The sequence below is a fragment of the Corynebacterium sp. HMSC074E01 genome, assembly GCF_001808885.1.
Taxonomy (GTDB): domain Bacteria; phylum Actinomycetota; class Actinomycetes; order Mycobacteriales; family Mycobacteriaceae; genus Corynebacterium.
On the sequence record NZ_KV794821.1, the window covers coordinates 185,316 to 205,519 of the forward strand.

At 59.9% G+C, this 20,204-nt stretch carries 19 protein-coding genes; 6 read left to right on the plus strand and 13 right to left on the minus strand.

Going from position 1 to position 20,204, the window contains the following annotated elements:
* Nucleotides 1–322: 322 nt before the first annotated feature.
* Nucleotides 323–2,215 carry a heavy metal translocating P-type ATPase gene (locus HMPREF2537_RS02025; protein ID WP_070525124.1) on the minus strand — a complete coding sequence of 631 codons (1,893 nt, stop codon included), beginning with the start codon at nt 2,213–2,215 and terminating at the stop codon, nt 323–325.
* Nucleotides 2,212–2,571 carry a Cd(II)/Pb(II)-sensing metalloregulatory transcriptional regulator CmtR gene (locus tag HMPREF2537_RS02030; protein ID WP_070525126.1) on the minus strand — a complete coding sequence of 120 codons (360 nt, stop codon included), beginning with the start codon at nt 2,569–2,571 and terminating at the stop codon, nt 2,212–2,214. The genes HMPREF2537_RS02025 and HMPREF2537_RS02030 overlap by 4 nt, the downstream gene beginning before the upstream one ends.
* 490 nt (nt 2,572–3,061) lie before the next feature.
* Between HMPREF2537_RS02030 and HMPREF2537_RS02035 the strand changes: the two genes are divergently transcribed.
* Nucleotides 3,062–3,370 (plus strand): HigA family addiction module antitoxin, encoded by a 309-nt coding sequence (locus tag HMPREF2537_RS02035; RefSeq protein WP_029158886.1) that lies wholly within the window; start codon nt 3,062–3,064, stop codon nt 3,368–3,370.
* A 54-nt stretch (nt 3,371–3,424) separates the two neighbouring features.
* Here the strand turns inward: HMPREF2537_RS02035 and arfB are convergent, their stop codons facing one another.
* From arfB to HMPREF2537_RS12965, 4 genes are all read right to left on the minus strand, one after another.
* Nucleotides 3,425–3,868 carry an alternative ribosome rescue aminoacyl-tRNA hydrolase ArfB gene (arfB, locus tag HMPREF2537_RS02040; protein ID WP_010187974.1) on the minus strand — a complete coding sequence of 148 codons (444 nt, stop codon included), beginning with the start codon at nt 3,866–3,868 and terminating at the stop codon, nt 3,425–3,427.
* A 31-nt stretch (nt 3,869–3,899) separates the two neighbouring features.
* On the minus strand, nt 3,900–4,409 hold the full coding sequence (locus HMPREF2537_RS02045) for a putative glycolipid-binding domain-containing protein (protein ID WP_246820184.1): 510 nt from the start codon (nt 4,407–4,409) through the stop codon (nt 3,900–3,902).
* 77 nt (nt 4,410–4,486) lie between these two features.
* Complete coding sequence (locus HMPREF2537_RS12960) at nt 4,487–4,873, minus strand: Fic family protein (RefSeq protein ID WP_083298943.1); 387 nt, start codon at nt 4,871–4,873, stop codon at nt 4,487–4,489.
* Nucleotides 4,873–5,205: a Fic/DOC family N-terminal domain-containing protein gene (locus HMPREF2537_RS12965; protein ID WP_005530810.1), complete on the minus strand. Its 333-nt coding sequence runs from the start codon at nt 5,203–5,205 to the stop codon at nt 4,873–4,875. Before HMPREF2537_RS12965 ends, HMPREF2537_RS12960 begins: the two co-directional genes overlap by 1 nt.
* Nucleotides 5,206–5,559: 354 nt before the next feature.
* On the opposite strand from HMPREF2537_RS12965, the gene HMPREF2537_RS02055 reads away from it, so the two are divergent.
* Nucleotides 5,560–7,110, plus strand: coding sequence for an ATP-binding protein (locus HMPREF2537_RS02055; RefSeq protein WP_070525129.1), 1,551 nt, complete (start codon nt 5,560–5,562; stop codon nt 7,108–7,110).
* On the opposite strand, the gene HMPREF2537_RS02060 is transcribed toward HMPREF2537_RS02055, so the two are convergent.
* Both HMPREF2537_RS02060 and HMPREF2537_RS02065 read right to left on the minus strand, forming a co-directional pair.
* Nucleotides 7,094–7,744: an MOSC domain-containing protein gene (locus HMPREF2537_RS02060; RefSeq protein ID WP_070525131.1), complete on the minus strand. Its 651-nt coding sequence runs from the start codon at nt 7,742–7,744 to the stop codon at nt 7,094–7,096. The genes HMPREF2537_RS02055 and HMPREF2537_RS02060 overlap by 17 nt on opposite strands.
* Before the next feature lie 29 nt (nt 7,745–7,773).
* On the minus strand, nt 7,774–10,302 hold the full coding sequence (locus HMPREF2537_RS02065) for a hypothetical protein (protein WP_246820186.1): 2,529 nt from the start codon (nt 10,300–10,302) through the stop codon (nt 7,774–7,776).
* Between the two features lie 115 nt (nt 10,303–10,417).
* Here HMPREF2537_RS02065 and HMPREF2537_RS13145 point away from each other — a divergent pair, with 115 nt between their 5' ends.
* Both HMPREF2537_RS13145 and HMPREF2537_RS02075 read left to right on the plus strand, forming a co-directional pair.
* Nucleotides 10,418–11,134, plus strand: a complete 717-nt coding sequence (locus HMPREF2537_RS13145; protein WP_083298944.1) for a helix-turn-helix domain-containing protein — start codon at nt 10,418–10,420, stop codon at nt 11,132–11,134.
* Nucleotides 11,135–11,158: 24 nt separating this feature from the next.
* Complete coding sequence (locus HMPREF2537_RS02075) at nt 11,159–11,944, plus strand: Fic family protein (protein WP_246820188.1); 786 nt, start codon at nt 11,159–11,161, stop codon at nt 11,942–11,944.
* A 359-nt stretch (nt 11,945–12,303) separates the two neighbouring features.
* Here HMPREF2537_RS02075 and HMPREF2537_RS02080 read toward each other — a convergent pair whose 3' ends face one another.
* Complete coding sequence (locus tag HMPREF2537_RS02080) at nt 12,304–12,912, minus strand: CueP family metal-binding protein (protein ID WP_070525137.1); 609 nt, start codon at nt 12,910–12,912, stop codon at nt 12,304–12,306.
* A gap of 115 nt (nt 12,913–13,027) precedes the next feature.
* On the opposite strand from HMPREF2537_RS02080, the gene HMPREF2537_RS02085 reads away from it, so the two are divergent.
* Entirely contained in the window at nt 13,028–13,408 is a 381-nt protein-coding gene (locus HMPREF2537_RS02085) for a zinc ribbon domain-containing protein YjdM (protein ID WP_070525139.1), read from the plus strand.
* Nucleotides 13,409–13,783: 375 nt separating this feature from the next.
* On the opposite strand, the gene HMPREF2537_RS02090 is transcribed toward HMPREF2537_RS02085, so the two are convergent.
* Nucleotides 13,784–14,167 carry a type II toxin-antitoxin system VapC family toxin gene (locus HMPREF2537_RS02090; protein ID WP_070510079.1) on the minus strand — a complete coding sequence of 128 codons (384 nt, stop codon included), beginning with the start codon at nt 14,165–14,167 and terminating at the stop codon, nt 13,784–13,786.
* A complete protein-coding gene (locus HMPREF2537_RS02095) occupies nt 14,167–14,439 on the minus strand; it encodes a type II toxin-antitoxin system Phd/YefM family antitoxin (protein WP_049154824.1) in 273 nt (90 codons plus the stop codon). The genes HMPREF2537_RS02090 and HMPREF2537_RS02095 overlap by 1 nt, the downstream gene beginning before the upstream one ends.
* A gap of 199 nt (nt 14,440–14,638) precedes the next feature.
* On the opposite strand from HMPREF2537_RS02095, the gene leuS reads away from it, so the two are divergent.
* Nucleotides 14,639–17,488 (plus strand): leucine--tRNA ligase, encoded by a 2,850-nt coding sequence (leuS, locus tag HMPREF2537_RS02100; protein WP_070525140.1) that lies wholly within the window; start codon nt 14,639–14,641, stop codon nt 17,486–17,488.
* A 168-nt stretch (nt 17,489–17,656) separates the two neighbouring features.
* Here the strand turns inward: leuS and HMPREF2537_RS02105 are convergent, their stop codons facing one another.
* Nucleotides 17,657–17,950, minus strand: a complete 294-nt coding sequence (locus HMPREF2537_RS02105) for a type I restriction-modification enzyme R subunit C-terminal domain-containing protein (protein WP_246818760.1) — start codon at nt 17,948–17,950, stop codon at nt 17,657–17,659.
* A 441-nt stretch (nt 17,951–18,391) separates the two neighbouring features.
* Nucleotides 18,392–20,134: an ATP-binding protein gene (locus HMPREF2537_RS02110; RefSeq protein ID WP_070525271.1), complete on the minus strand. Its 1,743-nt coding sequence runs from the start codon at nt 20,132–20,134 to the stop codon at nt 18,392–18,394.
* Nucleotides 20,135–20,204: the final 70 nt, after the last annotated feature.

Sequence of the window (20,204 nt, forward strand, 5' to 3'; positions counted from 1 at the left end):
TCAAATGGTTATTTATCGACGACACTCCGTCGAGTTCAAGTTCAACGTGTAACGCGAGGCGTTAATGACGTTTCGCGTTATTGGGGGTAGGTTGAAGAGCGCTGTCTCTAACTCGGGTTTTCGTTCGGCCTCGGTCCATTCCGCTACCTCGTGTGAAGAATCTGCAAGCGGTATCGAACCGTTGAACTATTAGGTTCCCCCACAGTTCCCGTGCCTGCACGCATCGAGAAGGACCAGGTGGTGAACTCGAATGACTCGCCTGGTCCAACGTGTGTGCGCTCGGCGCGTGGTTTAACCCTTATAAGACTTGCCGGTCACAGCCTCAGCGTTTCGCTCGTGCAGCCCGCAGGCCGTTCAAGATCACGATGACTTCGGCGACTTCGTGTACCAAGACGACGGCGGCCAGGCCCAGTACACCGCTGATCGCCAGTGGCATCAACACGATGATGATGGCCAGAGACAGCACGATGTTTTGGTTGATGATCCTGCTGCCTCGGCGGGCGTGCTGCAGCGCCTGCGGGATCAGCCGGAGGTCGTGGCCAGTGAAGGCGACGTCAGCGGACTCGATCGCGGCGTCAGAGCCGGTTGCTCCCATCGCAATGCCCACCGTTGCGCCCGCCAGTGCCGGCGCGTCGTTGATGCCGTCGCCGATCATCGCCGTCGGCGTCTTGGAGGAGAGTTCGGCGACGATGCTTGCCTTGTCCTCCGGTCGCAGCTCGGCGCGCACGTCGTCGATTCCGGCGATGTCAGCCAGCGCCCGGGCGGTGCGAGTGTTATCGCCGGTGAGCATGCTCACTTCTACGTCGTTGTCGTGCAGGGACTGCACGGCATCGGGCACCTCGGGCCGCAACTCGTCGCGCACCCCGATCGCCCCGGCGAGAGCGTCATCGACGGTGACTAGGACGCAGGTCTGGCCTTCGGACTCCATGCGCTCAACGTCCGCCTTCAGTGGCCCGGCGTCGATCCATCGGGGGCTGCCGACCAGCACCCGTCGGCCTTCGACGGTGCCGCCGATGCCATGACCGGCTTCCTCGCTGATATCCAAGGCGGTGGGCGCTTCGGGCTCCGTTGCCACGATCGCCGCGGCGAGGGGGTGCGTCGATTGCTGCTCAACCGCCGCCGCGAAGGAAAGCACCTGCGCCCGATCGAATCCGTCTGCCGGGACCACTCCGGTAACCTCGGGCTGGTTGCGGGTAAGGGTTCCGGTTTTGTCTACCGCTAGGTGACGGATGCCGCCGAGTCGCTCGAACGCCGCGCCGGACTTGATGACTACTCCGAACTGGCTGGCCGCGCCGATCGCGGCCACGACCGTCAGCGGCACGGAGATTGCCAGCGCGCACGGCGACGCTGCGACCAGGACCACCAGCGCACGGGTGATCCAAGTCTCGGGGTCGCCCAACAGCGAGCCGATCACGCCGACCAGCACCGCCAGGATCATCACCCCGGGCACGAGAGGTCGGGCAATCCGGTCGGCGATCCGGGCGCGGTCACCCTTCTCCGCCTGCGCCTGCTCGACGAGGTCGACGAGTGTGGTCAGCGAGTTGTCCGTTCCAGCTGCGGTCGTCTCGACCTCCAGCACACCGGCGGAGTTGATCGCTCCCGCGGGTACCTCGTCGCCGGGCGCAACCTCCTCCGGAATGGATTCTCCGGTGATCGCTGAGGTGTCAAGGCTGGAGCGTCCGGACCGAATGATGCCGTCCGTGGCGATCCGCTCCCCGGGGCGTACGACCATTAGCTCGCCAACCTCAAGGTCCTTCGCAGTGATCTCGGCCGTCGTACCGTCGCGCAGCACGGTCGCGGTTTGCGGTACCAGCTTCAATAGTGCCCGCAGTCCGCCTTGGGCCCGGTCCATCGCCTTGTCTTCCAGCGCCTCGGCGATCGAGTACAGGAACGCCAGCGCCGCGGCCTCTCCGACGAAACCAAGGATCACCGCGCCGACCGCGCTGATCGTCATAAGCAAACCAATGCCGAGCTTGCGCTTCGTGACAAGGTTCCGGATCGCTCCAGGTGCGAACGTGTAAGCGCCTAACAGCAGGCCAAGCCAATACAGTACCGTTGCGGGCGTCTCCAAGTCGGACCAGTCCAGCGCCAGTCCTGTAATGAGGGCTACGCCGGAGAAGATCGGTAGCAGTAGCTCGGGGTCCTTCCACCATGGCCGATCGAGCTCTTCGATCTCCGTGGCGGGTTCGTGTTCGCATCCACATGCTGAACTCATGCGTCCGTTCCTTTCTCGCCGCAGCCGGGCACCGAGCACTCATTGTCGATGCAGGGGGCATTCTCGTCGACGGCCAGCGTCGCGTTGACCAGCGCTTCGAGCGCCGCCGCGAGGTGCGGATCGGCAATTTCGTAGCGGGTCTTACGGCCCTCCGGCTCAGCGACGACGATGCCGCAATCGCGTAGGCAGGACAGGTGGTTCGAGACGTTGGAGCGAGTCAGATCCAACCTTTGCGAAATCTCGGCCGGGTAGCCCGGACCGTCGAGTAGGGTCATCAGGATTCGGGAACGCGTCGGATCAGCCATGGCCCGGCCGAGCCGGTTCATAACGTCGAGGCGTGAAGCAATAGTCAGCATGTGCTGAACAGTACAACGTGTGCTGAACTATTCAAAATGCACTGAACTGACGGTTACGCGAAGGTCCTGCGACCTGCAGGAATTAGTCGATGGGATAGCAGATGACTGGTCCTTTGTGGTTCGGCTGCCACCCAACGCGGGAGCGACGTGCGCGGCGAGGTTCTCCAGAATCTTCACGTTGACGTCCACGCCATCCCGCACAACCTTTACGTGTTTCCATGCGCCCATATGTTCTCTGTGTGCTGACGTAATTACAGTTTTCTGATTGTTGCAGGCTAACGAGAAAGTAGCTTTGCAACTACATACCGTGGAGTTCAAATTTAACGCGTAGCGTTATTGACGCTTCGCGTTATCAGGGATAAGGTGAAGCATGATCCAGTCGTTCGCTGACAAGGACACTGAGCGTCTGTGGAATCGAGAGCGGATTCCCCCGGGAAACCGGCTCGAGGCGTTGAAAGGTGATCGGCGGGGCCAGAGGAGGTTGAGATCGTTGACTACCACTGACAAGCTCCCTCCGGTTCACCCCGGTGAGATCCTCATGGAGGACTTCCTCAAAGGAATGGGGATCACCCAGCACAAGCTCGCCGTCTCCATCGGCGTTCCGCCCCGCCGGATCAACGAAATTGTTCACGGTAAGCGCGCTGTAACCGCTGACACGGCCCTTCGTCTAGCGAAGTTTTTCGAGATGAGCCCCCAGTTCTGGCTCGGGTTACAGGCTCAATATGACTTGGACGTGGCGGAAGACAAGATCCTCTCGGAAATCGAGCGGATTCAACCGGTCCAAGCTGTCTCAGCGTAGCGGTTACCCGAACCAGGTCCGTCAGCGTGAGGATATGCATGCGGATGGTTCGAACTAGGGAATTTGGGGCCGCCGTCGCGTGGACTTGAGTTCCGAGCGCCGCTTTTTCGCTTCGAGACGGCGTCGCACCGAGCTCCGCGTCGGCTTGGTCCTGCGCCGCGGGGGAGGAGGCGGAGCGAGCGCCTCGCGCAAGAGGGCGGCCATGCGTTCGCGTGCCTCGGCGCGGTTGCGTACCTGCAATCGCTGGGTCGATGCGGTAACGGTAAGGACGGTGCCGTCTAGGCGGTGCTCGTGGTTGTGGAGGACGCGGCGACGCTGGGCGTCGGAAAGCGATGAGCACGTAGCGATATCGACGGAAAGCTGCACTTTGCTGTCCGTAGTATTGACGCCTTGGCCACCTGGTCCCGACGACTTCGCGAACCGCTCCGTCAGGTCGGCGGCGACGATGACCAGACCCCCGGGGATCCCTGGGCCAGGTGCGATGGTCAGGTCGTTCATACCGCCCAGCTTAGTTAGAGTTGCTTCCGGATCAGACCCGCCGTGCGAGATCAGGGTAGTGTACGACCACGCCGCCACCGTCGACCTCCAACTCGACGTCGACTCCCCGTGTTCCGCTTTCATATCGGACAGTTTCAGAATCGACGGAGCTGTAGTACTGGTCTGATGCGATCACCTGGAGGGACGGTATATCAATCCAAGCCATGATCAGCTGCGTTTTCGGAACCTGAGTCTCAAGTAGCGTCAAGCGACGAATAGGCATTGTGTTGGTGAGAGGGCACAGACCGAGAGCGCAATCGAGTGCGGCTTTCAGGTCGGCTGACTGGACGATACCGGGGGAGGGCAGATCTTCAAGCTGGGCGCCCTCTTCATTGGTTTCCGCCGACCACACGCCTTGCTCGGACCTAAACAGCTCGAGGCTTCGCCCCCATCCGTCGCCTTCAACGTTCATCGACACACGTTCAGTCACCCAGTTCTCCGCGGCGCGCAGCTCCCACGTGGCCTCGTATCCATCGCCGTATTGCACTCCGGAAGCGGTCAAACCGGCTCTTAAAAAATGAACTGCGGCCTAGTTCCGGATGAGGGGAATCTTGACATGCTCCCACTTATACGTGCGCTTCATGGTGAGGATTTTCCCACGCTTGATGGTGCGAAAAGGCAGGTAGCTTTCGATTTGGACCACGTATCGAGGACGAGGCTTACCGGCAGAATGGTGTATTCAGTAGGTCCGCGACGCAGAAGAATCCCATGAATGAGAGCACGGTCCACACGGCCGTTGCCATCTGCAAATGGGTGAATCGTTTTGAATTGAGCGTGAGCAATCGCGGCCTGGATGAGAGCACCGTGCGAAGCGCCATCGAGGTAAAGACATAAGTCGTCTACGAGGTCATGGACTAGACGTGGGGGCGCTGGGATGAACTCGGCCCCAAAGAGTGTGTGGTTACTTCCACCAATCCAGTTTTGAATAGTGCGGAGACCAGTGGGGATAGAGCCCTTCTCCCCCATCAACTCTCTTTGGAGCTTTTCAAGAAGGCCGATGGAGATGTTGGTTCGGTGGCAAAGCTCTTCTCAATGGAACACAGAACGGTGAGGTTACGCGCAACCTCTTCCGCGCTTTCCTTAAAGCCGCGGACTTCCTCCTTTTGGGCGAGTTCCGCGAGGACAACCTTGTCGACGTTGGGCGCAATACCTTCAATGCGTGAGGAAGAAATCGCCTCAGAACGCATGAGTAAGCGGGCCACAGATTCCAACTGGCCAGAAGCAGCATGACGGTTGAGATCCAAGATCTCTCGCTCGATACGTGCTGCCCGGCTGGTGAGCTCTGGGGAAAACTCCATGCCTTACTTACAAGATGGTCAGGGACATAGACCTAAAAAGGGCCTCCGGCCTTATCGCGCCGGGGAATGCCGGAGCCTGATTCGGGGATCCAGCTCTCGGTAACGTAGTGAGGCTTGTAGAGGCTATCCATTCGTCAGACAGCAAATGAGTGGTTGGATAACTCTTATCCAACCACTCATTGCGGTTTATGCGCTAGATAAAGCTTAAACATACGGGGTTTCAGGGCCATAATTTGGCCTCAATGAGAATGTCAATGACACCTCAATGGGAAGATCAATGAGAACTCTTGTCATTGAAGAGGAATGAAGTTAGCATTGAGCCGTCATTGTTAACATTGAGGGCGGGTATTCATCGTGAACAATTGGTCCGAGAATCAGCTGAGAGAGCTATTGGCTGAGCTTGAGTTGCGCGGCGGTGATTCAACAACAGTCGAGGTCAAAACCGCTCAAGGGGGCATTCCGGACTCTCTACCGCAGACATTGTGCGCGTTCGCAAACATGCCGAGTGGCGGCCTTATCATTCTCGGTGTCAATGAGAAGGAAGGATTCATTGTCACTGGCATTGAGAATCCTTCGGAGATGGAGGCTGCTCTGGCCTCGCAGGCGCGTCATGCCATCACCCCTCCAGTCACAGTGCATACCGACAGTGTGGCAATAGATGGCACGCATGTCGTGATTGCGGAGGTTACGGGTCTTCCGATCATTGATAAGCCTGCTATCTACAGGGGAGAAGCGTATCTTCGAATGGCTGATGGGGATTATCGTATGAGTGCCTCCGAGCTACGCATGATGGACGTAGCGAAGCTGCATGCCGAGGAGGCAGTGTCCTATGACACGACGATTGTGGAAGGCACGAGTATCGCAGACTTGGACCGCGCCGTGGTGGAAGATTTCTTGGTTCAGGCGCGGAGAAAGAATCGGCGACTATCGGGACTTACTCAAGATGAGGACGTCTTACGGGCACTAGCGGTGACGACCGCGACTGGAGAGCTGACGCTTGCTGGCCTGTATGCGCTGGGATTCTATCCTCAAGGACATTTTCCTTCCCTAGCAGTAACAGTGGCGCAAAGGCTACCGAATGGTTCGAAGCACGGGCGAGTGTTGGGGTTGGAGACCTTTGAGGGACCCATACCGGTCCTATTGAACTCAGTTATGGGCTGGGTAAGGCAACGTTTGGCCGCAGTTCGGCGCTATCGCGAGGATGGCTCAATGGTGGAAGTGCCGGAGCTTCCCCTTTCAGCCATTCGTGAAGCCGTGGCGAATGCATTGGTACACCGCGATCTTGGGCCGAACACCTTAGGAGTAGGAAAATCGATCGACGTTCGCCTACTACCGGACAAGTTGGTCATCTCCAGTCCAGGAGGCCTTCGGGATCTGACGGTTGAACAGCTGAAGTCGAGAGATCTGGCACGACAGGAGATTAACCAGCGTCTCTATAGACTGTGCCGATATCTCAAAGCAGACGATGGCTCTTTTGTCATTGAGGGCGAAGGCGGCGGCGTGCAGCTCATGTTGGATGCCGCGCGAGAGCAAGGACTGCCGGAGCCTGACCTGATAGATTCCGGTGTGCATTTTACGGTGAAGATGTGGCGGCCGGACACGCGTGGAGAAGCCCGTACCTGGGAGCCACTACGCAAGGAGGAATCCCGCATCGAATCGCAACGGCGAGTGGACGCACCAGCGAACGTGGATGGCCTAGGAGTCAACGCCCCGCGCGTAGCGGAGGCGCTGAGTGCGGCGGCACAACCCCTGTCCATTGGTGAAATAGAAACAGTCACAAACCTCACTCGAGCGCAGGTCCGATATGCGCTGAAGTCACTTGTGAGCGCTGGGTTCGTGCGTATGGATGGTACGCGCGGCTCACAAGCGACAACCTATGAATGGCTAGCTAACCGCGAGGGCTAAGGCGCTTGACCAGCTGATCGTGGTGGACTGGGGCGAGGCAGCCGGCGTCGACGACGCGCCGGGCTAGCTCCTTGTCCCCCATCTTGGCGGCAAAGGCCATGCCCATGGTGATGTCATGGTCGGGGCGCCCGATAAGCGTGATCTCATTGCCAGGAGTGATGCGGCCAGGCTCGATGATGCGCAGGTAGGAACCGCAATCGCCGCGCTCCGTGAAGGACTTGAGCCAACCGGGCTCGTCCATCCAACCGGAGAAGGTGGCGCAGGGCGTGCGCGGGATAGACACTTCGAGCACGCACTCCCCCACCTGAATCCGCTGGTTGATCAGCATATTCGGCCAGGAAATCCCTTCGGTGGTGAGATTCTCCCCGAAGTAGCCGTCACGCAGCACGCGGTTGAGCGTCCCCTCCCAGTAGTCAAGCTCCTCGCGGGCATAGGCGTAGACGGCCTTCTCGGCGCCGCCGTGGTGGGCGTGGTCACCAATGGAATCCCCCACCACGCCGGAGCCGTCACCATAGTTGGGCCCGGGGACCTCCAAGTCGAGGAAGGGGCGCGGCTGCTTATCGATGCCCGTGTACTCGTGCCGCCCGTGCGGCTCGGGGCGGCGGACAGCGACGTTCGTGGAGATAACCTTCATGCTCACCTATTGTGGCACACCTCACGCGGCTACATGTCGCGATTGTGGAAGAGTGCCTCCGCGGTCACGAGGTCGTAGAAGAAGAGGCGGGGGGCGAGGGGGAGGACGTCGGCAAGCATGGGCATGTCCTCCTTGAGCAACGGGCTTTCCATGATGATGTCGTTCGCCGCGGCGCGAGAGGCCAAGGCGAAGGCATAGGAGATGTAGGGCATCCACGCAGCGGCATTGAGCTCATCCGCCGTATTTCCGCTGGCAAAGGCGCCTAACGCGATAAGGGTGTGGCTGACGGACATGTCAACGCCCGCGTTCTGCACCAGCGAGGCCAGTGCCGTGGCGTCCTTGCGCAGGTGCTCGATGGTGCCCAGCGCATCGAGTGCGCCGTTGTTGGCAAAGCACTCGCGCAGCGCGGCGACGCGGCCGGCCTCCCCCATCAGATCATCGACGGGCGGCGTGGGGCTGTGAATGGTCGCAGCATTCAGCAGCATCGGGCGGGTTAGGCCATCGGCGCCGGATTCACGCACGGCGTTCAGCTCCGCGTTCTCGCTGGCGGAAGGATCGAGCAGGAGATCCAGGTAGCTATCGGCGCTCGACTCGGCGGTGGGCTCCAGCGGCGAGTGGAACAAGCGCGTGCGCGCGAGCGAGCGGGCCTGCTGGTTCACGCTAACGCCAGTGCGCGCCAGGGCGTGGAGCGCGTCCTCCGGTTGGGCGCGCAGGCGATCAATCGTGCTGTCGAACATCGCCTGCAGCTTTGGGTTCGGGCTGCGCTGCGAGAGCACGTGAAGCGCGCGGAAGGTGCCCCAGAGCTGCTCCGGGGTCCAGTCCTTCGAGGCGAGCGCCGCCGGCGAGCCTTCCGGCGTGACCACGATGGAGGCGCTGGAGGGGCGAGCGGGGGCGGCGAGGTTGGAGGAGGCGCGGAGCTCGCGGACGTCGACAAGCAATGAGCCCTGCTCGGCAAGGTCGGCGGGCAGCTCAAACCCCTCTTCGGTGGGAGTGAGTTGGGTAGGCGCCACGGTGGGCTCGGCCAATGGCCAGGCCCAGCCCACTAAATCTGCCTGCGGTTCTGCGTTCTGCTCGATGATAATCTCATCGCCGTTGAGCAGGCCGCGGCTGACGAAGGGGGACTTGCGGACGGTGGCCAGCGCCGCATAGATCAAGCTGGTGGATGCGGAAGCCTCGTACTCGACGATGCGCCGCTCCAAGCTACGGGCCTGGTGGGCCGCGCGCTCCTCCGCCGGAAGGGAGTCCAGGTAGTCCTCATAGGACAGCGTGGACCACATGAGGAAAAGCTCTGCCGTTGGCTGCTTGCGCACGGCGTTGGCCAGCGCGGCATTGGGGACGGCGAGGCTGGTGACCGCCTGTGTCGTCTTCGAGGTACGCGCCAGCTCCTTGATCTTCTGGCGGCCGTCGATGGTGACGAACTTCGCCAGCGGCAGCGGGCGGGGTGAGTGGACGGTGAACATGTCATCCTGATCGAGCTGCCCGGCAAAAATCACCGGCTTATCGGAGTGCTCAGTGGGTTCCAAGCCGATGCGCTTGACGCGGCTGAACAGGGCCTCAGGCCAGACATCGAATTCCAGCTCATAGCCAGCCTCACTGGCCACCACCTCGCGGCGCGAGACCTCGGTGTCCTCGAAGGTGCGCAGGCCCTTCTCCAGCGCGATTGGCTTCTTCGGTGGGGAGGCCAACGTGTAGCTGAAGGCAGAGTGCGCGCCGAGGGCGTCGATGATGCGGAAGTCCATGCCGCGCGGACCGTCGTTGGTCGCGCGCATGTGGAGGCCCTCGGCGAGGGAGATGAAGCGGACGTCGACAAGCTCCTCGTCGCGCCAGAGCGATACCTTGTAGCGGCCCACCCATGGGTCTTCGTAGAGGTCACCCGGGAAAGGCTCGGCGATGCCCGCGTCGAAGGTCTGCTCCGAAATCTCCTCCTGCTCGCCGCCAAGGGGCGCGTAGGTGAGATCGATGCGCCACTCCCCTTCCGCGATGAGATGCACGCGCGGGGACTTGGTGAACACCGGCTCGTTGTCGAGGCCCCGGGCGTTGGGCAGGATGGCGACGTCAAAGTCCCACTCGAAATCGCCGTGCTTGGCGACGTCCACCGGTTCCCTTTGCGGCACCTCAACCCGATCCGGCAGCGGGCCTACTTCCCAGCCGGCCCAGATTCCGAGCGGCTTAGCGTCCTTGAGGGTGCCCTGCGGCGCGATGAGAGTCGTGCGGTCATAGACGATGAACGGTGCTTCATCAGTGATGCCGGTGAAGGTGACGGTTTCGATGAGATCTTCTTCGTCATCGCGCAGGGTGACCTCGATACGGGTAAAAGGCCCAGGGATGCCGACTTCCAGCGGTTCTTCGGTGGCGAATTCGCGCACCGAATGGGGACGATCGATGAAATGGGACTTGACCACCCATCGTGGGTCCGTCAGGTCTGCTTCAGGGTAGGTAGCGGGCAGCTGAAGCATGAGGATGTTGCTTCCCCGGCGCAGTGAAATCCGGGGGCCCTGTTCGATGAAATCAGTGGTGACCAACGGCGTTGTGGGAAGTGAATAGATCTCCGCGCTCATTTTTTTCATCATAGGACACCGTGGGGTGCTGTTGCCATGTCGCTGGTAGAAGTATCACCTGTCCTATACGTAGGACACCTGTCCTATCTATAGGACAGCTAGCTATAGTAGGCCCATGGACCCAGTACAACTCCTCAAGAAAAGCCCACTGAGCCTTAGTGAAGTGTCGCGGCGTTCGGGGGTCTCGCGAAATACGCTCAATCTGTGGTTGCGTGGGACAGCTCAACCGAGTTTGGCTGGCTTGGAGAAGGTAATGCGGGTGCTCGGATACGAGGTTTCCATATCTGTACAGCGCAGCAGTGATGCCGCGGCCGCGACAGCCGCCCGAGTGCTTTGTGGGGACGTCAAAAGCGAGGAACCGGACGTGAAAGCCTGGATTGACCGCTTCGTGCAGTGGGGTGATGCCCCGGCCGCCGGCGGCAGTTACCAGGCTCTCATGGAACGGGCCGCGTGGGCCTCTAATCCTTATGGCCGCCACGGGGCTTTCCACTTCTTGCCGTCGAATCCCATAACGATTGCCTCAGCGGTTGATGCGAGCGGGCAACCATGGGCGATGTCGGGTGCTTTTGCGGCTCAACGAGTCGCGGGGCAGATCGCTGATGCAGGAGAACCTCAGTCAACGTTGATCTGGTGCACAAATCCAGCAAAGATAGTGCCTTCGTTGCCCACGCGGATTCGTGCGAGTGATGAGCCCGTAACCGGAGGGATCACCCTCGTGCCAGTGGCTGACGAAGAGCTAACGGGCGCAACAAAAGAGTCAGGGATACACTACGTGACACCGCACCAGCTTGCTATCGATGCGTGCGCAGAAAACTATGTGGGAGGGGCATAAGTGATGAGAAGAGCGACGAGCCGAGTGAGCTGGGAACACCATGAACGACCTCACATTGTGGAGTTGGGGACCGAGCGCGCGTTATTTCGACTAACCAAGCAACTTCCTGACTTGGTATGGAATGCCGCCGCGCTGGAAGGAAACACGTTTACCCTCCCGGAAGTCCGCACGTTGCTCGATGGCGTCACTGTGGGCGGAAAGGCACTTGCTGAACAGCAACAGATCTTGGATTTGTCAGAAGCGTTCAACCTGCTCCACGAGCTGGTCATCAACGAGAAGTATGCGGTGGATAAAGCCACCAGTGACGCGCTCCATGCTGTCCTAGCAAGGAACGAGGCTCTCGATGCCGGCCTTTTCCGTGGTGAAGGCCACGTGGAGGGAGATGGCGGTGGCGTGCGGCTCATGGACGGCGGGTTCATCTCCTTTGACCCTGCTGAAGAGTTGGGTGAAGCCCATGCTGATTTGCTGGCCTCCCTTCAAGGATGTGGAGACCCCGTCGAGCAAGCGTTGGCTTATTTCTGCTCTGCAACACGCAGCCAGTTCTATTTCGATGGAAATAAGCGGACCGCCAGGCTAGTGGCGTCCGGCCTCTTGCTGCGTCATGGATACAGCGCATTGAATATCCCCCACGCGCGGCGGCTGGAGTTCAACCTTGCCCTCGATGAGCTCTTCCGCGCGGACGACGCCACAACACTGATGGATTTCCTGTACGACTGTCTAGCGGAGTCCCCCAGTAAGCGGAGAATACTCGAAGTGCGTGAACGGCAAAGGCCCTCCGCTTCGAAAGCGGAGGGCCTGCTTGGGCGCTGATTGTTCAGCGCGTCGCTTAGCGCGTGGCGCTTAGCGGAACATCCTCTGCAGAGCGGAGAAGTCAGCCTTGACCACGCCGACAGACTGCAGGAATGCGGCGATGGCGCCGAGCAGGGCAGCCACAACGCCTGCGCCCAAGAAGCCGGCGCCGACGGGGTGGCGTGGCTAAAAGGAACAGAGTTGACGACACCAGCGGACTTGTTGTGGTCAATTGCCTGCTCGGAGATTTCTTCAGGGAGTGGCCGTATGGGGACTTGCCCAGAACACTGTTGACGTCGGCAAGCACTGCGTGGACACCATAAAACGACAAACGGTGAACCCCAGGAGGTGGGATTCACCGTGGTGAGTGAATGGGCAGATTATGCCATCTGCAGCGTGGTCACGCAGGTACCGCCTTCGTCAGAGGTATCCAGGGGAACCTCGCCGGTCTTGCCGTCCTGCTCGATGGTGATGGTGCCCTTCTTGTCGGCCGGCAGCCAGTAGCCAATGAAGCCGTTGTCGAACGTCGTGGTGTCTTCGTTGACTAGCTCATTTCCTTCGTCATCCGTGATGGTGACGTGGATGTCTTCCTGGCTGAGCTCACCGGTGCAGGTGGTCAGGGAGTGGTTGAAGCAGTCGTGCGTACGGGAGAGGTACGGCGCAATAGAGAGGTAGAACTTGTCCTCCGGCAGCGGCAGGGAGGCCTGACCCTGTTCAGTAGCGAGGATGAGCTCGTTCGGGCGCACGGATGCGAGGAGATCGCTATTGCGCTCGTCCTTGGACTGGCGGTCCAGCTTGTCCACGATTTCCTGGCCATCCAATCCTTCGAGGTCGAACTCGGCGAGGATCTCCTCGGCAGGCACCTGTTGGATGTCGGTGCTGGAAGCGGCGCTTTTCGAGGCTTCGCTCGGGACGGGGCTCTCCGTGGAGCAGGCGGACAGGGCGATGGCTGCGGCGCAGGCAGTGGTGAGGGCGATGAGGCGTTTCATAAGTCTTCCGAATGGGTCCGATTGTGTTTACTCAAGCCTATACCCCACCCGGGTATCTATCAATGGAATGAGAGAAGGATCATCTTTTCGTGCTACGCAGGCTAAACTCTCCCCTATGTCTGACACTTCGGCCGCAACTCTGCCGCCCTGCCCCGAATGCTCCTCTGAGTACACCTACGAGATGCCGCCGCTTATCGTCTGCCCGGAGTGTGCGCACGAGTTCTCCGCCGACTCTGCTGATGCTTCGGCCGCGGAAGGAAGCGAACCGACCATCGTCGACTCCGTGGGCAACGCGCTTGCTGACGGCGACACGGTCACCATCACCAAAACCCTTAAGGTCAAGGGCGCGCAGCAGCCGCTGAAGGCCGGCACGAAGGTGCGCGGCATCCGCCTGAACTTCGACGCCGGCACCGGCCAGGAAGACCACAACATTGATTGCCGGATTGATGGTTTTGGCGCGATGAAGCTGAAGCCTGCTGTGGTGAAGAAGGTTTAGTAGTGAAGACGATGTAGGGCTACCCCAGGACTTTTACTGGTCCCGACTTGGGTCATGGGGTGGGTGAGCACCGACTTGCTTGAGACCGCTGCCTTTTGTCAGACGCCTCCTGCAGGTCGATGGAGGCGCGCAGACGTTGCGCGCTGCGAGGGGGCAAAGAAGGTAATCCGCTTCGCGAAGATGCGTACAGTGTTCTACGGGAACGGTCGTTGTGTCCCGACTTAGGTCATCGGGCAGGTGCCGCAACGTCACTCTTGACGCTGCTACCTTGCATTTTTCGACGGCGGGGTGGAGTTGTTCCGCACCAATTTGGCCTAAGTCGGGTTGGTAGTGAAGACGAAGTAGAGGTACCCCCAAGACTTGTATTGGTGGTCGTCACTGTGGCGAGGGAAAGACAGCAAAACCTTGAGACTGGGCAGCGGCGTGGAGCTGTTTGTCGTAGGTGAAAAAGGTCAGGGTGAGGCCAGCGTCGCGGAGAAGGCAGGCGCTCGCCAGGTGGATGGCATCCAGGGAGCGAACGCCGGTCAGCGAGCAAGCTCGACGAATGACCTCATCGCTGATGCCAACTTTGGAGACCCCCTCCGTGAACTTCCGGTAACCGGCGCCGGTGAGGCCACTGCGCTGCCACACTTTAGATAACTCGATGTCAATGAGTGCAGAAGAAAACAGTTGCTGGCCTTCAAGGAGTGCAGCGACTTCGGAGCTTTCGCGCTCGGGCAAGGCCAACTTCGCTAGTGCCGAAGTATCGACGTAGATCATCACAAGCGGTCTTCCCTATCCAGTAGCGATACAACGTCTGTCCCGGAAGGCAGATAGTCTGTGGTGCTTGGCTGTGAGTAAGGCTTCGGGTTGTGGCTCAGGATTCCGGCAGCTACTAACTGCTCCACGGGGCTATCTAGAGATGAAATGGGAACAACGCGAGCAATGGGCCGATTGCGGTCGGTGATGACCACGCTTTGACCTGTAGCGGCAACTTCGCGAACGATGTGGCCAGAACGCTGGTTGAGTTCGCGCAAAGAAATGTTGGTCATTGCTCCAACCGCCTTTCCTTATTGGCTGGTGACTGTAAAAAGTTAAATGTAGAACAGTAGAACAATGGTGATTTTAGTGGCAGAGCTTAGAGGGGACAAGGGGGGCGTCGTCAGTTGCGTGGCCGCGCTGCGGAACGGAATTGCGGCCTAGCTGGGTCTAACTGGGGAGATGTCCGTGCGGTGACTACACTGTCTAACCATGACTAACCCGAGCGATAACACCACCCACCGCTACACGCCGGAGCTCGCCGCGCAGATTGAAAGTGCCTGGCAGCAGTACTGGAAGGACAACGGCACCTTTAACGCGCCGAACCCAGTCGGTCCGCTCGCGGAGGAGGGTAAGGAGCTTCCCGCGGAGAAGCTGAACATTCAGGACATGTTCCCCTACCCGTCTGGCGCGGGTCTGCACGTGGGCCACCCGCTGGGTTATATCGCCACGGATATTTATGCCCGCTTTAACCGCATGCTGGGCAAGAACGTCCTGCACACGCTGGGTTATGACGCCTTTGGCCTGCCAGCGGAGCAGTACGCCATCCAGACTGGTACGCACCCGCGCACCACCACGGAGGCGAATATCAACAATATGCGCCGCCAGCTGGGCATGCTGGGTCTGGGCCACGATCCGCGCCGCTCCGTGGAGTCCACCGACCCGTCTTTCTTCAAGTGGACGCAGTGGATCTTCCTGCAGATTTATAACTCCTGGTTCGATGAGGAGCAGCAGAAGGCACGCCCGATCTCTGAGCTCATCAAGGAACTTGAGGTGGGCAAGCGCACCACCAAGGACGGCCGCTACTACGCGGATCTCACCAAGGAAGAGCAGCGCCAGGCACTCGACGAGTTCCGTCTGGTTTACCTGTCCAACTCCACCGTGAACTGGTGCCCGGGCCTGGGCACGGTGCTGGCCAACGAGGAGGTCACCGCGGAGGGCAAGTCCGAGCGCGGTAACTTCCCGGTCTTCCGCAAGAACCTGCGCCAGTGGATGATGCGCATTACCGCCTACTCCGACCGCCTGCTCGATGACCTGGAGCTTCTGGATTGGCCGGAGAAGGTCAAGTCCATGCAGCGTAACTGGATTGGCCGCTCCCGCGGCGCGGAGGTGACCTTCCACGCCGAGGGCTACAACATCGACGTCTTCACCACCCGCCCGGATACCCTCTTCGGCGCCGAGTACGTGGTGCTGGCCCCGGAGCACGAGCTTGTCGACGCCCTCCTCTCCCCCATCCCTTATGACGATGATGTGGATGACCGCTGGACCTTCGGCCACGATGATCCGAAGGAGGCCGTGGAGGCTTACCGTGCATCCATCGCCGCGAAGTCAGACCTGGAGCGCCAGGAGAACAAGGAAAAGACCGGCGTCTTCCTGGGCACTTATGCCACCAACCCGGTCAACGGCAAGAAGGTCCCGATCTTCATCGCGGACTACGTCCTCACCGGCTACGGCACCGGCGCCATCATGGCGGTCCCGGCGCACGATACCCGTGACTACGAGTTCGCCACCGTCTTTGGCCTGCCGATTACTGAGGTGGTCGCTGGCGGCGACATCACCAAGGAGGCCTATACCGAGTCCGGCAAGGCCGTGAACTCCGCCAACGATTCCCTGGATATCAACGGCATGTCCAAGGATGAGGCCATCGCCGCCATCATCCCGTGGCTGGAGGAACAGGGCGTGGGCCGCGAGAAGATCCAGTACAAGCTGCGTGACTGGCTGTTTGCCCGCCAGCGCTACTGGGGCGAGCCCTTCCCCATCGTCTACGACGAAGCCGGTCAGGCCTACCCGCTGCCGGAGTCGATGCTGCCCATCGAGCTGCCGGAGGTAGAAGACTACAAGCCGGTCTCCTTCGACCCGGATGATGCCGATTCCGCCCCGCAGCCGCCGCTGGCCAAAGCCCGCGAGTGGGTTGAGGTGGAGCTGGACCTGGGTCTGGGCGATGGTCCCAAGACCTACTACCGCGATACCAACGTCATGCCGCAGTGGGCAGGTTCTTCCTGGTACCAGCTGCGCTACATCGATCCGACGAACGATGAGATCTTCTGCGACTTGGAGAACGAGCGCTACTGGACTGGCCCGCGCCCAGAGGAGCACGGTGCTAACGATCCGGGTGGCGTTGACCTCTACGTCGGCGGTGTTGAGCACGCCGTGCTGCACCTGCTCTACGCTCGCTTCTGGCACAAGGTCCTTTTTGACCTGGGCTACGTGAGCTCCAAGGAGCCCTACCGCCGCCTCTACAACCAGGGCTACATCCAGGCCTACGCCTACACCGATTCCCGCGGCGTCTACGTCCCGGCCGCCGAGGTTGAGGAGAAGGATGGCAAGTTCTTCTACAACGGCGAAGAGGTCAACCAGGAGTACGGCAAGATGGGCAAGTCCCTGAAGAACTCCGTCGCCCCGGATGACATTTGCCGCGATTATGGTGCCGATACCCTGCGCGTTTATGAGATGTCGATGGGTCCGCTGGATACCTCCCGCCCGTGGGCAACAAAGGACGTCGTCGGTGCGCAGCGCTTTTTGCAGCGCCTGTGGCGCCTAGCCGTCGACGAGAACTCTGGCGAGCTGTGCACGACGGACGCAGAGCTCTCCGAGGATGACCTGAAGCACCTCAACCGCACCATCGCCGGTGTGCGTGATGACTACGAGAACCTTCGCCTGAACACCGTGGTGGCCAAGCTCATCGAGTACGTGAACTACCTGACCAAGGCCTACCCGAAGGGCGCTCCGCGCGCCGCTGTGGAGCCCTTGGCCCAGCTGGTCTCCCCTGTCGCCCCGCACATCGCGGAAGAGCTGTGGAAGCGCTTCGGCCATGAAGAGACCATCACCTACGAGTCCTTCCCGGAGTTCGATGAGAAGTACCTCGTCGACGACGAGATTGAGGTTCCGGTGCAGATCAACGGCAAGGTCAAAGCCCGCGTGATGATTCCGGCCGATGCCGACCAAGCCACCGTCGTGGGTATTGCCAAGGAAGATGAGCGCATCGCTGAGCTGACGGCGGGCAAGAACGTGGTCAAGGAGATCTACGTGCCGGGCCGCATGGTCAACCTCGTTGTGAAGTAACTCGCCCCAAGAAAGCGCCGTTCCTGCGGTTACTCCGGCACCGCCTCTGAGGTGCCTCAGGAACGGCCTTAGGGGCACCTCATCCACGCTGTGTTCAATGCGCGCTCTAGGCGCTCCTTGATGTCATGGATGGTGGCCACGTTGCCGTCAAAGGCGTCGAAGGGGGAACTATAGTTGTCGTAAGGTGCTCTCAAAGAGCTCCGCGACAGTGACGATTCCGTTGTGGACTAACCCGCCGATGATCTGGTTCATGAAGGCCAGCTGCACCGAGTTCAGGCGTGCGCCGTCCATCATGTCCGCAAACGCGGAACGCGCCGCGGATTCGTCCAACCCGATGATGGTGCGGACTAAGCGGGGAAGGCCCACGCCGAGCTGTTCCTCCAGGGCGGGGGAGACCGCGACTAAATTCCCCAGCTCATCGGCTAAATCCATGACCGCGGCCTTGCGCGTGTCACGGTCCATGCCATTAGTAAAAGCTATCTTCTATTAAGTAGCCATATGTAATTTTCGGGGCGGCGCGACTTTTAGGGTTGAAGGCGCAAATGACGGTACGTCCAATTCTGCAGGTGGAATTCATACTCATTCCTTCTTTCAAAATTGCTGGTTGTATGCGGTTGGCGCTCCTTCTTTGAGTCCAAAACATGGACGTGCGCATTCCCTCGAGCGTGAATTTTCAAAAAATCCCTTGCCTGGTTCACCTCTCTTCGGTATCCATTTCCCAGGAAGTTGTTTTTCTGAGGCTTGAGTGTCGTGAAAAACAACTCTGAAACAACTTTGCCAACAACTGTGTCTAGTTTAGAGCTCCCCTTTGTTGTGAAAAAGCAGTTCAGACAGGTTGTTGCTGGTTGTTTGCAGTTGTTTCGAGGTTGTTGTGGGTTGTTTGTCGTTGTCTAAGGTTTTCGCCTACGGGGCGATCCAGCGGGTGTTTGGGCCGCGCTGTGGTCCGGCGGGGTCGATGATGGCGCGGCCGAGAGTGCGCAGGTGGCGCAGGATATTGGTGACTTCAGTTCGGCTGAGTCCAGTGTCTTCAGCAAGTTCGGAAGAACGTAAAGACTCACCGGACTTCAGGCGTTCCTCTATCCACTCCTGGACGCTGACAGTAGATAGATCCCCCGGGGATTCCTTGCCCATTGCCTTACGTGCGAAGTCGCTCAGCACCCATTCTTTGGCATCCCTTACCTTTGTCAACAGGTCCTTTTCCTCGAGGGCCGCCACGAGTTCCTCCATTTCGATGTCGGAAGTTTGAGTCTTTTTCTTTATCTGGTCGGCGGTGATAAGCGGAGCTTCCCACAAGTGCTTCAGTGTGAGGAGGGTATTAAGGTTGCCGATGAGTTGGGATCCCTTGACGTCCGCCAGGCGCTGTAGGCATCGAACGAAATCGACATCTGGCTTTCCTGCGGACATGATGACCTCCACATCAGTGTCGGTGGCATCAACCTGTGGAATCTCACGACCAGTGGACAACATCGCGGCCCACATGCGGTCAAAACCGCGAGAAGACTCCTCCGCGAGGCCAAGCATGCGCATGCTTGCCATCAGACGCGGATTGCGAGGAATGGACTGGGTAGTGAGGAGACGATGGGGTTCCACGCCCACGGGCAGCGGCCCGGGTGAGAATATCTTCAGGGTCCGGGGTGATTGCTCAATGACGATGGGGCGGGAGAGCTGCCAATCGCGGTGAATAACCGCATTGGTGACGGCTTCATCCACGGCCTGCGACGGGAAGCGAGGAATGGCGAATTCTTGACCGTTATCCAGCTGGACGCGTTCGACCTCTTGGTCGCCGCGCTCAGCGATGAGGCGGCGGACTTGGGGGAGTGCCTGGATAAGCGGTGCAGAAATCTCAGTAACTTGCGGGTCGGCGCCCACCATCGGGCGCCACAGGTGGCGGATTATCACCTGGGGAACCTCTGGTGGGAGCAGGAGAATTTCGCCGGCACGCTTGAGCCGGCCAGCCTCGTCGATAAGTCCCAACTCGCGGAGGAGGCCCGTGGTCGTCTCGGGTGCGTGTGCGCTTTCGCCCGAGCGGCTGCGCTTTACCTGGAGGAGTCGTCGCGCTTCGTTGAGTGACGCAAGATCGATGTCTTGTGTGGCCTTCTGGGACAGGGAGTTGGAAAAATCGGGGTTGGCGCGGACACGTGAAATAGCGCGACGTAGCTCTTCAGGGACGGGGGTGCAATCTGTTCCCACGCGGCGGGAAGCCTGCCCCTTCTTGCGTCGATAGAAGGACAGGGCTTCCGGGATGCGAACAAGAACAAGGCGGCAGCCGCGGTAGTCGAATTCGGTCGCTTCAACCCGCAGATTGGGCTCTGTTCCGTGGAAAACTTTCTTCTCGATCCTTCCCGGATCCATTGCCGTTCCCGAAAAACCTGCGGGACCGGGTGTTTTATCGGCGACACCGAGGACAATGTGCCCAGAACCGGTGTCGCCGTTAGCAAAGCACACGGACTCGTCGATAAGTTTTTCAATGATGTCGCCGTCCGGATTCCCGCTGCGGCGAGCGCCCACCTGGCGGGCGGCGGGGTCCTCTTTGAATTCGAGGACCTCTGATTCCACCGCGTCGGCCTTCGCCCCGGCCCAGATTGCATCCAGGGCATCGCGGACGTGGGCGGGGAGAAAATCAAGCTCGGGAACTGTTGAGTCCATGTTCTTATTGTACATTTCCCCAGGAAGTTGTTTTTCTGAGGCTTGAGTGTCGCGAAAAACAACTCTTAAA

Excerpts from the sequence above, each read along its gene's own strand:
- arfB (WP_010187974.1), bottom strand. The coding sequence starts at position 3,868 with ATGAACGACCTGACCATCGCACCTGGCCCAGGGATCCCCGGGGGTCTG.
- HMPREF2537_RS02105 (WP_246818760.1), bottom strand. The coding sequence starts at position 17,950 with ATGGACCGTGACACGCGCAAGGCCGCGGTCATGGATTTAGCCGATGAG.
- HMPREF2537_RS02110 (WP_070525271.1), bottom strand. The coding sequence starts at position 20,134 with ATGGACTCAACAGTTCCCGAGCTTGATTTTCTCCCCGCCCACGTCCGC.
- HMPREF2537_RS02095 (WP_049154824.1), bottom strand. The coding sequence starts at position 14,439 with ATGACCAACATTTCTTTGCGCGAACTCAACCAGCGTTCTGGCCACATC.
- HMPREF2537_RS12960 (WP_083298943.1), bottom strand. The coding sequence starts at position 4,873 with ATGGGGGAGAAGGGCTCTATCCCCACTGGTCTCCGCACTATTCAAAAC.
- HMPREF2537_RS02080 (WP_070525137.1), bottom strand. The coding sequence starts at position 12,912 with ATGAAACGCCTCATCGCCCTCACCACTGCCTGCGCCGCAGCCATCGCC.
- HMPREF2537_RS02090 (WP_070510079.1), bottom strand. The coding sequence starts at position 14,167 with ATGATCTACGTCGATACTTCGGCACTAGCGAAGTTGGCCTTGCCCGAG.
- HMPREF2537_RS02030 (WP_070525126.1), bottom strand. The coding sequence starts at position 2,571 with ATGCTGACTATTGCTTCACGCCTCGACGTTATGAACCGGCTCGGCCGG.
- HMPREF2537_RS02085 (WP_070525139.1), top strand. The coding sequence starts at position 13,028 with ATGTCTGACACTTCGGCCGCAACTCTGCCGCCCTGCCCCGAATGCTCC.
- leuS (WP_070525140.1), top strand. The coding sequence starts at position 14,639 with ATGACTAACCCGAGCGATAACACCACCCACCGCTACACGCCGGAGCTC.
- HMPREF2537_RS02025 (WP_070525124.1), bottom strand. The coding sequence starts at position 2,215 with ATGAGTTCAGCATGTGGATGCGAACACGAACCCGCCACGGAGATCGAA.
- HMPREF2537_RS12965 (WP_005530810.1), bottom strand. The coding sequence starts at position 5,205 with ATGGAGTTTTCCCCAGAGCTCACCAGCCGGGCAGCACGTATCGAGCGA.
- HMPREF2537_RS13145 (WP_083298944.1), top strand. The coding sequence starts at position 10,418 with ATGGACCCAGTACAACTCCTCAAGAAAAGCCCACTGAGCCTTAGTGAA.
- HMPREF2537_RS02065 (WP_246820186.1), bottom strand. The coding sequence starts at position 10,302 with ATGAGCGCGGAGATCTATTCACTTCCCACAACGCCGTTGGTCACCACT.
- HMPREF2537_RS02060 (WP_070525131.1), bottom strand. The coding sequence starts at position 7,744 with ATGAAGGTTATCTCCACGAACGTCGCTGTCCGCCGCCCCGAGCCGCAC.